Below are 12,926 nucleotides of genomic sequence, written 5' to 3'. Positions count from 1 at the left end.
TCGCTTACGCGAGCTTTCGCTTTTCTGCTTCCAGTTGTGACGCGACAACTGGAGACCCCACAAAAGAATCTCGAGTATGTAACGATACTCAATCGTTTCCCTACATCCAAGTTTAAATCGTAATCATTCCGTAATATTTCTCACATTTCCCCTCAAAACTATCCACCACAAGGAGAAACAATGTTTACCAGCATGGAATTACAAAATTGTAATTCCGCCCCGACTAATCCGTAGGACTGACTGAGAAACCTAAAACACGCCTACAAGAACCCCAAACACAACGTAAGTATTAGCTAGGCACAAAAAAGCCCATGCACCCCTCGGTGCATGGGCTTTCAGCTACCAACCGAACCCGACTAGAACCCGACGAGAACCCGACGGAAATCGCAGTTCGCTTAAAGGGATAAGAACTGGGAACTACCCCAGAGTCGGGACAGCGTAGACAGCGATGGCAATGGACAGCAGCCACAGGACGGCCAGTGCCTGCAGCGGTCGGTCCTTGAGCGCAATCTCATCCGGGCTTCCCGCATCACCACGGTCAACGTCGGCGGCGAAGCGCAGGATGGCCACAGTGAATGGAACCATCGAGATCTCGTACCAAATAGCCGAAGTCGATGAAGTGCCCGGCGCGCGGCCCATCTCAAAGCCCCACAGCGCGTAGCTCAGCACCACGGCGGTCGCAGCGAGGGTCCACACAAAGCGCAGGTAAGTCGCGGTGTAACCCTGCAACGACTTTCGAATCTTCTTACCCGTGCGCTCTGCCAACAGCAGCTCAGCGTAACGCTTACCGGCTGCCATGAACAGCGAACCAAAGGCGGCAACCAGCAAGAACCACTGGGACAGGTTGATGTTGGCAGCAACACCGCCGGCCATTGCACGCAGCATGAAACCCGAGGACACCAGCGCAATATCAATCACCGGCTGGTGCTTCAGGCCAAAGCAGTAACCGAGCTGCAGTGCAATGTATACAGCCACAACAATTGCTAGCCCCGGCCCCTCAGAGGCAAACCAGGACACCGCAATCGAACCAATAATCAGTGCGACCGCCATAATGTACGCCATGCTCACCGGCAGTACGCCAGCGGCAATTGGGCGGAAGCGCTTGGTTGGGTGCGCCCGGTCAGCTTCAACATCGCGGGCATCATTAATCAGGTAAATCGACGATGCGGCCAAACAGAAGGCCACAAACGCCACCAGGATGTCGACGGTCAGCGTACCGATCGAACGTCCCGAGTCCATGATCTCGTTGCCGGCTGCCAGTGGAGCCGCAATGACCAGGACATTCTTCACCCACTGCTTCGGGCGAAGCGCCTTGATCATGCCGTCCAACAGATTCTTCGGCGGATGCCCCTGCGGGTGCGCAGGCTCATCGATACCGGAAGTGTGCGGCTCGGACCCAATCCTTGATTGAGAAGCTTGCCGCTGGTTGGCCGACACATTGGCCAAGTTGTCGTTCTCCGCCTGTGTCACTGTGCATTCCTTTCCGCAATGGAGGGCTGTCCACCCTGGTTATGCTGCGCCTTTTTCGGCTCGATGACCTTATCACCTATCTTGTCCACCGCAAGAGCAGTGGCTGTACCCAGCGCTGCTCCGAGAGCGACATCGGTTGGGTAATGAACTCCCAGCACCAGGCGGGAGAGCATAATCGCCGGCACGCCCACGGCCGGTGCTGCCGGGTAACCCAACTTTGCAATCCCCACCAGCGCCGCCGTCGTCGACGTCGCGTGCGAGGACGGGAAACTCAGCTTGCTTGGCGTACCAACGCCGATTGCTATACGACGGTCATGGGGACGCGGGCGACGGACAATGCGCTTAAGCACCACCGATGCCGCATGCGAGGTAAAGGCGGCCACACCGACCTTTGCCCAGCTAATGCGTCGCTCCTTATCCACCGCCGCCCCGAGGGCAGCGAGCCCCATCCACCCAAGGGCGTGCTCACCGAAATAGCTCATGGCACGCGCGGTGGGCAGCACACCCGGGACGTCGTTAAGCGTGTGCTGAATATTAACGAGAACGTCGGACTCGCCGAACGGATCGCCTTTAATTTTCGAAGACATTCGCCCAGGCCTTCCTACTGGTCAGATCGTCATAGGCTGCGCGGTAGCGTGCCTGCATTTGCTCGAACCGCTCCTCAACCTGCTTTTGCAGCTCCCAGGATTCTTCCAGCAGAGCCTTGGCCTTGTCGCGGTCACGCTGGCGATACACCACGCCACGGCCATCAGCGGTGGTGACCGTTGCGCCATCCAGACGCGACAGGGAGAACCAACGAGCCTCCAGCGGCGCCAGGTTTGCCTGCGGCACCGCATGGTGCTCGGAGTTTTCCGGGCGCACGCTGTGCAGCAGACCCTTGGCCAGCCAACCGACCTTCTTCAGCTTGCCCAGACGACCACCGACATCCTTTGTCGGAACCCCCGGAATACCGGAGGGCTTTGGCAGATCGCCTGCGCTCGGCAGCACAACCGCGTCGGGGAAGCTCTTGCGCAGGGCATTGATGCGCGGCAGCGAGGACTCGAGAATATCGAACAGGTGCTCCGGGCCTGCCAGGAAGTCCTTCATGGCTTCGTTCTGGATGGCAACAGTGGAGTACTCCAGGCACAGAAGGTGCTTGAAAGTGGCCTTGCGCATGGAACGCACGATACCGGCAGCATCGCCCTCGTGCTGAAGAGCCGCGACAATCAAGCGGTTGCGCAGGTGGAAGTACGCCTGCCAATCAATCGCATCGTCTTTGTCCGACCAGGCCATATGCCAAATTGCGACGCCCGGCCACGTGGCCGTCGGAAAGCCTGCCTTACCTGCGCGCAAACCGTATTCGGCATCGTCCCACTTAATAAACAGCGGCAGTGGCTGACCGATTGTCTCAGCGGCGACGCGCGGAATCAGGCACATCCACCAGCCGTTGAACTCAACATCGATGCGACGGTGAAGATCCTTCGAATCGACAACCTCACCGGTTGCGTTAGTGCCGTGCTCCCCGCGATCGCGCAGTGGGTGCGCATAAAAGTCGTGGTCATAGTGGACGTGCGGAGCGGAAGTCCACATGAAGTCATGGCGGCCGATGACTTCACCCATCGAGTGCAAGTGGCTGCGCTCCTGCAGGTTCAGCATCTGACCGCCGACCAGCATCGGGGACTTCGCGAACCGGCCGACAGCAACCGCACGCAGAATGGAATCCGGTTCGATGGCGATGTCGTCATCCATGTAGAGAATGAACGGACTATCGGTCGCACGCTTCGAATCCGAATCCGGACCGCCCAGGGCCTCATACATAATGCGGGAGTACCCGCCGGAACCACCGAGATTTCCCTGCGGGAAAATACGCAGGCGGTCACCAAAGTGCTCGGCGACAGCATCGAAGCCCGGCTCATCTGCCGGGTGCTTAGTGCCCTGATCAGGCATCAAAACAGCATCGATGATGGCATCGACCTCAGAATCCGAGGACAGCGCCTCAAGAGCAGCAACTGCATCGGTCGGGCGATTGAACGTCGGGATACCGATAGTGACGCGCCCCTCCGGCGCCGGATGCTCTGTGCCGTCCGGGTACGTCTGGCTCGGTGCCTCGATATCGGAGTACCAACCTGCGGAGTGGATTACCACGTCCGTCTCACAGGTGAGGTCAAACCAAATCCAGCCGCCGTCTTCAAACTGCGTCAGCGGTACTGGGATTTCGCAGACGTGCACATCCTTGCCGTCCACCTTGGCTTCCGCGCCTTCAGCCGCCGCACCCAGATCACCGACAACTTCGCCGGTCACGGCGATGCGCGCACCGTCAATCTTCGAACGGTAGATGTCTACGCGCGCAGTACCGGACAGCTCCAGGCGCAGGACAACATTGTCCAGATTCGTCCACCGGCGCCAGTAGCTGGCCGGAAAAGCATTGAAGTAGGTTTCAAAACTAACTTCATCACCCGCCGGAACAGTGGCTGACGTGCGCGAATGCGCTTGCACACGACCGGCATTAGTCTCCGGCTCAACCAAGTAGAGCGAGCGGACATCACGGGGCTCACCCAACTTTGGCAGCAAAATCCGCTGCAGGCGTTCAACGGCAAGGCTTGACGACGTTGTCGGGGTATGTGTCCGCTTTTGTTCAGGCTGTGATGCCATGAGACGTATCAACCACTTTCCGAAAGGTCTACCGGGGGTGTTGCCGCCGATAAGTTACCGACGTTTCTATCTCATAGCATCCTAGTGCCCGTGGCGGATTGCCTCTTGTTGCCACGCTAGCGACAGCCCAGAATGTGAAAGCCCCTACGCGCTGCGGACTATCTGCTGCACATAGGGGCTTTTTCGTTCAGTTTGTAGTTTTAAGCTCCGAGGAAACCTTCGATGCGGGCCTTGGAGTTCTGGAGGTTACGATCCCAGGTCGGCCAATCGTGGATACCGGTCTGCTCGTATTCAAACGTGGCATCCAGACCGGAGGTACGAGCACGCAACTCAAACTCGCGGGTGGACAAGCGGGACAGCGACTCCAGCGCAACGCCGCCGGCCTTCGGGACGACCCGGTAGAGATTCTTCGGGTCACGAACCTCATCCGGAACACCATTTGCCGAGGTAATAACCAGATCCAGCCCCTTCATCTTCTCGACATTCAGGTACGGATCATTACGGACACGCTCCGCTGACATAGGCGCACCCCACATGTCGAAGGAGCTGTAGCCAGCCGACAGCTGAGCAGCCTCAATTGCCGTGGTCATACCCGGCGCAGTGGTGTGCAGGTAACCGGAGAAGGCAAGAGCCTGACCGAACTGGTCTCGGTGGTTGTATGCCAGCGACAGTGCAGCAGATGCACCCATGGACAGACCTGCAATGGAGTTACCAGTGCGAGAAATGCCGAACTCACGCTCAAGGTAAACCGGCAGTTCCTGAGTTAAGAAGGTCTCCCACATGTTTACAAACGGACCGTGCACACTAACCGACGGACGCTTCCAGTCGGTGTAGAAGCTACCGCCGCCACCACCTGGAATAACCAGGTTGACGTTGGATCCTTCAAAAGTACGTGGGGCGTTACCGTGCTCCACCCAGTCAGAGGCATCAGCCGGGCTACGCAGACCATCTAGCAGGTAGAGAGCCTTGTTACCACCATTGGCAGAGGCCACAATCTGAACCGGAATATTACGGTCCATGGCCGGCGAATAAACCTGGCACTTCTGGGTGAAGTACTGGTACGAATCCCACTCACAACCCGGGCGCAGCGAGCCTCGGTCACCCGCCGCGCTCGCGGCCGGCGCCATGGTCAATGCAGACGCGGCCACAGCTACTGCGGACGCAACGGCTGCAACCTTTCGACGCCAACCACGGAAAGTAGAGGTGATTTTCACGTGTGCATTCTCCTCACAATGTGCGATTCCCCACGGCCGGTGGGAACTATCAGGCGTGTTTCCGCTTCAGGGAATTACCTTAAGAAACAATAAATCTTCGACAAACTTACCCGCATTCACTGTCGTTTTCCAGCAAAACACGTCGAGACCCCACTTTTCGGCGGGTTCTGGTATCCGCATTTTTACTGCGCAAGCCCCCGCAGCTCGCGCGACTCCCGCGCCCCGCGCCAGGTAATAATCGCGCCAGCCGCCGCGATTAGCACGATGCCCAGCGCCATGGACCAAGTCACTCGGTCACCGGAAAACGCCCAGCCCAGGATTGCACCGATGACCGGGTCCAGTGCAAAGAGCGTGCCGACGACCGCCGCTGAGACAATCCCCGCAGCGATGGTGTCCATCACGTAGGGAATAACAGCGCCAATAAACCCGGAAATAACGATGGTGGCCCACATCGAACCGTCGACAAGCGGTGCAGCGGAAACAGAAAATGGCGCGAGCACGATTGCTGCGACGACCACTGACAGCGCCAGGTCGGGCATGCCGCCGCCCTCGGTGCTGCCCATTCGGGCGGAGAAGAGCGTGTAAGCGCCGAAGAAGATTGCACCGATTGCGGCGTAACCAATGCCGATAATGTCAAGGTCATTGGAGGGCTGGGCAATCAGGGCAACGCCGATGAAAGCGACGATGGCCCATAGGCGGGAGCGCCACATTTTCAGCCCCAGGAAGGACACGACGCAGGGGCCGAGGAAGTCGATGGTGACGGCGACGCCCTGCGGGAGGCGCGCGATGGCTGCGTACACCATCATGCTCATCATGCCCATGGCGATGCCGTAGACCACGATGTTGATGGCGCGGGCGCGGGTCATCCCGGACAGTTTTGGCCGGAACAGAACCACCATAATGATGGCGGCGGCGGTCATGCGCAGGCCCGATATGCCCGGCGCGCCGACCGTGGAAAGCATGCCAGTGACCAGCACGGCTGCAGCCTGGGTACCAAGAGAACCGATAAGAACCAGAATGACAGGTGCCACTGGCAGGGTGAGAAACTTGTTCACACGCTGCAGCAATGGCCCCTGTTGGGGAACTTCGGTTTGGCTTTTCTCACGCGACACTCGCGCAATACTAGCGCGGGAGCCGGAAGCGGCAAATTAGTGCCCGCGCTCCTGCTCGATCGCTTCGCCGTCGTTAAAGAACGGCGCAATCTTGTTGTCGAACATCGACAGCGCGGAGCCGATCGCCATGTGCATGTCCAGGTACTGGTAGGTGCCCAGACGACCACCGAAGAGAACCTTGTTCTCCTGCGCTTCTGCTGCGGCGAGCTTGCGGTAGGCCTCCAGCATCTCGCGGTCTTCCGGAGTGTTGATCGGGTAGTACACCTCGTCGCCATCGTCGGCGAAGCGGGAGTATTCCTTAACAATTACCGTCTTATCCTTGACGTAATCGCGCTCCGGGTGGAAGTGGCGGAACTCGTGGATACGGGTGTACGGCACATCCGCGTCGTTGTAGTTCATCACTGGAGTGCCCTGGAAGTCGCCGGTGTTGACAACCTCCATCTCGAAGTCCAGCGTGCGCCAACCCAGCTTGCCCTCTGCGTAGTCGAAGTAGCGGTCCAGCGGGCCGGTGTAGACGACCGGGGCGTCCGGGGAGACAGCGCGCAGTTCGTCGCGCACCTCGAACCAGTCGGCATCGACAACGACGTCAATCTTGTCGGAGGTCACCATGTTTTCCAGCCAGGCGGTGTAGCCGTCGACAGGCAGACCTTCGTAGGTGTCGTTGAAGTAGCGGTTATTAAAGGTGTAGCGAACTGGCAGGCGGGTGATGTTGCCAGCCGGCAGGTTCTTCGGGTCGGTCTGCCACTGCTTGGCGGTGTAGTGCTTGACAAAGGCCTCGTACAGCGGACGGCCGATCAGGGAGATGGCCTTTTCCTCAAGGTTCTTCGCGTCACGTGGATCCAGGCCATCGGTCTGGTCCTTAATCAGCTGACGAGCCTCGTCCGGGCTGTAGTACTTGCCGAAGAACTGGTTGATCAGCCCCAGCCCCATCGGGAACTGGTATGCGGTGCCCTTGTACATAGCGAACACGCGGTGCTGGTAGTCGGTGAAGTCAGTGAACTGGTTGACGTAGTCCCACACCCTCTTATTAGAGGTATGGAACAGGTGCGCACCGTACTTATGCACCTCGATGCCAGTCTCCGGCTCTGCCTCCGAGTAGGCGTTGCCGCCGATGTGGTTGCGGCGTTCGACAACGAGCACGCGCTTACCCAGCTCAGTGGCGGTCCGCTCAGCAACGGTCAAACCGAAGAAACCCGAACCGACCACGATGAGGTCGTAGGTGTTGTCCTTGATGTCCTGTAGGGACTTCGGAGCAAATTCATTGGCAGTGGTGTTCTTTTCGCTACTCACGCCTTAAAACCTATTGCATTTCCATCCGGTTTGCGGGTGTACACGCGGGCTTTACGACGTCCACGTGAGCCCAGCCCAACGTTCGTTTGGTCACATTATTTGATAATTTTCCCAAAATTAACGAGGAAACACAGATGTCTCACTAGATTTTTTTAGTCACACTGGTAACATCCTCCTCAGAATTTTCTGTTGCTTTGCAACTTTCCTTCCCTTCGACCCCGGGTAGACCTCGGGTCGATAACCCTGTACCCCATTTTTTTGGAGCTTTTACCGTGCCAACTCGCCGTCGCATCAATGCCCCGTCGATGGGCCGTCGCACCTTCCTCTATGGACTGGCAGCTACTACTGCCGCAGCTCCGCTAGCAACATGGGGTATTCGCCAGGCCCCTACCCTGGTTGAAAGCCCAGGCGTAGGCCCCATCGCAGCCAAGATCTCGACATCACCGCTGGTTGACGCTGTCACGATGATGATTGACGACGCAGCCGTCGGCACGCATGCCATTACCGATGCCCTGCACCCGCTTCGCGGATTCGTAAAGGACATCACCCGCGACGAACCGTTCTCCCAGTTCGCACTCACCTGGCCGGGCGATGACAATCTGCAGCTTTACGTTCGCGCCGAGCGCGAAGACGGCAGCTTTGGCCCGTGGTTCCACGCTGATTCACACGGTCCGATGAATAACTCCGGGCAGTCCGGCACCGAGCTGCTGTTCGTTGAGCCCACCCGTCGCGTGCAGGTGTCGACTGTCGGCCTGAACCTCCTCGAAGGTCTGGATCCCCGCAACATCATTGGTATCGACAACCTTGACCCCGCCACTATCGGCGGTTCCCTGCAGGACCTCGTCAGCGCTACGGCCGCGTTGTCCCTCAACGCCGTCCAGGCAGTTTTCATCGACGGCGTAGAGCAGGCCGGCGAGGTTATTCAGCCAGTTGCATACGAGTCGTCGATTTCCGGTGCGCCAAATGTAATCAGCCGTGCAGCGTGGGGCGCAGATGAGTCCATCCGCAGCGGTTCGAGCTCCTACAGCACTTTCAAGGGCGCGTGCATCCACCACACCGCGGGTTCCAATAACTACTCAGAGTCCCAGGGGCCAGCCATTGTCCGTGGCATTTATGCTTACCACGCAAATACGCTGGGCTGGGGCGATATTGGCTACAACGCGTTGGTCGATAAGTACGGCAACATTTACGAGGGCCGCTACGGTGGCCTGGACAAGAACATCGAGGGCGCACACGCAGGTGGCTTCAACAACGGCACCTTCGGTATCTCGGTGATGGGCAATCACGACCAGCTGGAGATTCCGGATGCGGCCGTCACCGCACTCGGCGAGATGGTCGGCTGGCGCATGAAGGTCGGCGGCGTCGATCCGATGTCCACCGCCGCACTGACCAGCGCCGGCTACTCGAAGGCACGCTACAGCTCCGGCCAGACCGTGAACCTCCCGGCCATCTTCGGTCACCGCGACACCGGCTACACCTCCTGCCCGGGCAACTTCGGCTACCAGCAGATGGATGCCATCCGCGCTGCAGCCAAAGCCAAGTTTGATGGTGCCGGTGGAGCGGATATTGCCGGCCGCTCGACGGATCCGAACAACCAGGACGGAGAGGCCGCCAGCTTTCCGCCGATTCCGGGCGCCGGCGAGTCGGGCGACAACGGCGGTTCCCTCGGAAACGTGGAAACGCCCACGCCAGGCGAGGTTGTTGGTGAGTTTCTAACTGAATCCCTGCCAACCAACCCTGCCGAAGCTACGCAGGCCTGGTTCGCACCTCAGAACTAAGTCCCCCGCTTATCCAATCCAGGCATAACCACATCACATTTGTGGTGTAACACCAGATTTTCGTAATCACCCAGGAGTTATTACCGTGTTTAGTCGCCGCCGCATCAATCGCCGCGCAGGTGCCAAGCAATCCTTGGTACTCGCTGCCGTGGCGACCCTTGCCCTGACACCCGTTGCCGTTGTCGGCGCAGGTGCCGCTTATGACCTCATTGAGGAAAACGGCGCCGGCCCCATCGACCCCGTTGTCCAGAGCAAGTCGCTTGCAGACAGCGTCTCCGTTCTCGTCGAAGATGCAGCAATCGCAACGCAGTCGCTTGCCGACGAAGCTCATCCCAACCGCGGTGTCGTCAAGGAAATTACCTCCGATACTGAGTTTTCCCAGTTTGCGCTGACGTGGGCCGGTGACCCTGATATCGCCAGCTTCGTCCGCGCCGAGCGAGCAGACGGCTCCTGGTCCGACTGGTTCAGCGTTGACCCGGACTACCCCGCTGAAGGCAATGGCAACGGCCTGAACGGAACGGAGCTCATCTACATCGAGCCAACCAAGCGTGTTCAGGTTTCCACCCACGGACTCAACATCTTCGGTCCGGGTTCCGGCGTGGATCTGAAGGACATCAAGGGCGCTGAGAAGCTGGATTTGTCCAAGCTCAACCTCGACGAGATTAATGCCGAGGGCGCCAAGAAGGCCGTGGAGGATGCAAAGGATTCCGCTACGGATGCGGCCAAGGATGTCGCCGAGGCCGTTGACGATGCCACTTCCGACTACCAGCAGACTCCGGATGCAGCTCCTGGGGACGCACTCGATGACCCGACTGCTCCGAGCGCTAACGACGCTGCAGATCTGGACTCGCCGAATCTCCCAGTGAAGTGGACGGACATCGAGCCGGTCGCCGATGAACTGCCGATCGACCAGGTCGACGCAGTGCTAATCGACGGCCAGGCTGCTGCATCCGGCATCGACCCAATTGTCGATGCCAAGAATGTCACGGGCATGCCGAAGGTCATTACCCGTGCCGGCTGGGGAGCCAACGAAAATAGCCGCTGTAAGGGCGCGGACTACGACAGCAAGCTTGTCGGTGCCACCGTGCACCACACTGCCGGTTCAAACAACTACACCGAGGGCCAGTCCGCTGGTATCGTCCGCGGCATTTACCAGTACCACGCACAGACTCTGGGCTGGTGCGACATCGGATACAACGCCCTTGTCGACAAGTACGGCAACATCTACGAGGGCCGCTACGGTGGGCTAGATAAGAATGTCCAGGGCGCACACGCAGGTGGCTTCAATACCGGTACTTTCGGCATCTCCATGATGGGTAACTACTCTTCGGTTGCTCCCAGTGAGGCTGCACTGAACTCGGTGGGCAATATGATTGGTTGGCGCCTGAAGGTCGCCGGCATTAAGCCGACCGGCCAGATCCAGATGACCTCGGGTGGCACCAGCTACTCCAAGTACGGATACGGTCAGCAGGTCACTCTGCCGACAATCTTCGCGCACCGCGACGTTGGTAACACCACCTGCCCAGGTGATGCTGGCTACGCCCAGATGAGCAAGATCCGCTCGATTGCCGAGAAGAAGTACAACACACTCACCAGCGGAAAGATTGATAATGAGGGGCCTGACGGCTTGATTGATCTCCTCGTTCCGCAGGATGAAAAGGACGATAAGACCGCCGAGGACACAGACTCGCAGTCGAGCGAATCGACCGAGTCGAGCACGTCGACCTCTACTACCTCGACCACTTCGACCACCTCGGCATCGACGGGTACGTCCACGACCTCGTCCTCCGAGAAGTCCTCGAGCGCATCGAGCGCATCGAGCACCACTTCGTCGACAACGTCGAGCTCCGACTCGACCACCTCGGGCACTTCGGATACCTCGGAGCCAACCGACGCCACGAACACCAGTGACACTGCTACGGCTGACTCCTCCGCACCGTCGGCAAGCGAGCAGAGCAACTCCTCCTCGCCGAGCGCATCCGACGAGCAGCAGAAGGCACAAGCTCTGGAGACAGTCTCGGGCGCACGTTCGATGCTGGCCTCGGCGCTGGGCATGCTCGGCGCACCGGGGCTCGGACAGACCGCCGATGCGATTCTGGGTGCCGTTGGACGCTCCATCGAAAACGGCCCATCGATTGCTGACCTGCCGGTCCTGATTGACCAGATCATCACTATCAATGAGCAGAACGACCTGGCTGCCGAATGGCGCCAAGTCTCCGAGGAAATGGGCTCCGTTCTCGGTTACGCAATGTCCGGTATCCAGAGCGGTTCTACCGTGGCGAACAATGCTGGCCAGGCCGATGCCCTGCGCTACGTGAAGTTCTCCAACGGCGTAATCACCGACTCCGACACCACCGGCGCGCACGCTATCTGGGGCAAGATTGCTGATGAGTGGGCCCGCCAGGGCTTCGAGGTCGGCAAGCTGGGTGCCCCGACGAAGACCCAGGTGGTCGATGGAAACATCGAGCGCGCTGAGTTCCAGAACGGTTCAATCACCTTCGACCGCACCACCGGCGAAGTCAAGACCGAGCTGAAGTAAGCGCCCTCGAGCGCTGGAGGAGCTAGCTGGCGCGGGAAAACCTCGAGGCTAGCTAGAACCAGCGCTCCAGCACACGAGCAACACCGTCATCATCATTGGTGGCGGTGATTTCGTCTGCAATCTCCTTGACGTTGTCAGCCGCATTGCCCATGGCCACACCCGTGCCCGCCCACGACAGCATCTCGATATCGTTCGGCATGTCACCGAAGCAGACCACATCTTTCGCGGTCGCTCCGACCAGTTCAGACACGTATTCCAACCCGGCGCGCTTAGTCACGCCCGGCGCGGACACTTCCAAAAGCCCGTCCGGCATGGAGTAGGTCACGTGCGCCAAGCTCGCGTCAATTGCGGGAGCGACCAGCTCATATAGCTGGGCACTGTTCACATCTGAGTTTCGCAGCAAGAGTTTCGTCGCGGGTTCCGACAACACGGCCTCTTCAGCAAGCTCACCGTGCTCATCCGATTCCCAGGCATGGTCATAAGACGGCGCCACCACAAAAAGCTCATCGATGGCATCATTCGCCGACGTCCCAGCGCGCTCTGCCGCAATGCCGATTCCACCGATGGATCGCGCCGCTTCGCGCGCATGCTTGACGACGTATCGCAGCGTCTCCGGCTTCAGTGTGTTGGCGGCAACCACTTCATCACGGCCGGAGTCGTAAATCACGGCGCCATTGGCACACACGCACAACGGCTGAACCGGCAGCTGCTCGAGCACTGGTTGCAACCACCGAGCCGGCCTTCCTGTGGCCAGCACCAACGGGGTTCCGCGGCGTAGCATTCGCGTGACGGCCTGTCGCAGGCGGGGAGTTACCCGCTCCCGCGAGTCGATGAACGTCCCGTCAATATCCGAAGCTACGAGTAGTGGATGTAGTCTCTCGGTCACTTCGAA

General features: G+C 59.2%; 9 protein-coding genes. 2 read left to right on the top strand and 7 right to left on the bottom strand.

Annotated features, from left to right (window positions below; genetic code table 11):
- Window positions 1–417: 417 nt before the first annotated feature.
- The 6 genes from HMPREF2787_RS06245 to glf form a co-directional block, all read right to left on the bottom strand.
- The gene (locus HMPREF2787_RS06245) at window positions 418–1,437 is read right to left on the bottom strand and encodes a decaprenyl-phosphate phosphoribosyltransferase (protein ID WP_049193199.1); all 1,020 of its coding nucleotides are present in this window, start codon (window positions 1,435–1,437) and stop codon (window positions 418–420) included.
- Between the two features lie 29 nt (window positions 1,438–1,466).
- On the bottom strand, window positions 1,467–2,057 hold the full coding sequence (locus tag HMPREF2787_RS06240; protein WP_049190962.1) for a phosphatase PAP2 family protein: 591 nt from the start codon (window positions 2,055–2,057) through the stop codon (window positions 1,467–1,469).
- The gene (locus tag HMPREF2787_RS06235) at window positions 2,041–4,101 is read right to left on the bottom strand and encodes a glycosyltransferase (RefSeq protein ID WP_070858781.1); all 2,061 of its coding nucleotides are present in this window, start codon (window positions 4,099–4,101) and stop codon (window positions 2,041–2,043) included. Before HMPREF2787_RS06235 ends, HMPREF2787_RS06240 begins: the two co-directional genes overlap by 17 nt.
- A gap of 200 nt (window positions 4,102–4,301) precedes the next feature.
- Window positions 4,302–5,315 (bottom strand): alpha/beta hydrolase, encoded by a 1,014-nt coding sequence (locus tag HMPREF2787_RS06230; protein WP_049171829.1) that lies wholly within the window; start codon window positions 5,313–5,315, stop codon window positions 4,302–4,304.
- Between the two features lie 182 nt (window positions 5,316–5,497).
- Window positions 5,498–6,427, bottom strand: coding sequence for an EamA family transporter (locus HMPREF2787_RS06225; protein WP_246824229.1), 930 nt, complete (start codon window positions 6,425–6,427; stop codon window positions 5,498–5,500).
- 36 nt (window positions 6,428–6,463) lie between these two features.
- On the bottom strand, window positions 6,464–7,660 hold the full coding sequence (gene glf / locus HMPREF2787_RS06220; protein ID WP_042388989.1) for a UDP-galactopyranose mutase: 1,197 nt from the start codon (window positions 7,658–7,660) through the stop codon (window positions 6,464–6,466).
- Between the two features lie 329 nt (window positions 7,661–7,989).
- Here glf and HMPREF2787_RS06215 point away from each other — a divergent pair, with 329 nt between their 5' ends.
- Window positions 7,990–9,495: an N-acetylmuramoyl-L-alanine amidase gene (locus tag HMPREF2787_RS06215; protein ID WP_070602322.1), complete on the top strand. Its 1,506-nt coding sequence runs from the start codon at window positions 7,990–7,992 to the stop codon at window positions 9,493–9,495.
- 85 nt (window positions 9,496–9,580) lie between these two features.
- Window positions 9,581–12,034: an N-acetylmuramoyl-L-alanine amidase gene (locus HMPREF2787_RS06210; protein WP_070858779.1), complete on the top strand. Its 2,454-nt coding sequence runs from the start codon at window positions 9,581–9,583 to the stop codon at window positions 12,032–12,034.
- Between the two features lie 52 nt (window positions 12,035–12,086).
- Here HMPREF2787_RS06210 and HMPREF2787_RS06205 read toward each other — a convergent pair whose 3' ends face one another.
- Complete coding sequence (locus HMPREF2787_RS06205) at window positions 12,087–12,920, bottom strand: HAD family hydrolase (protein ID WP_049190951.1); 834 nt, start codon at window positions 12,918–12,920, stop codon at window positions 12,087–12,089.
- Window positions 12,921–12,926 lie beyond the last annotated feature (6 nt).

The sequence above is a fragment of the Corynebacterium sp. HMSC061H03 genome (assembly GCF_001838215.1).
Classification (GTDB): Bacteria; Actinomycetota; Actinomycetes; order Mycobacteriales; family Mycobacteriaceae; genus Corynebacterium; species Corynebacterium jeikeium_D.
This window is presented reverse-complemented; position numbering and strand designations above follow the sequence as displayed.

Bases quoted from the DNA above. Each gene is read 5' to 3' on its own strand.
- HMPREF2787_RS06240 (WP_049190962.1), bottom strand. From the start codon at position 2,057: ATGTCTTCGAAAATTAAAGGCGATCCGTTCGGCGAGTCCGACGTTCTC.
- HMPREF2787_RS06235 (WP_070858781.1), bottom strand. From the start codon at position 4,101: ATGGCATCACAGCCTGAACAAAAGCGGACACATACCCCGACAACGTCG.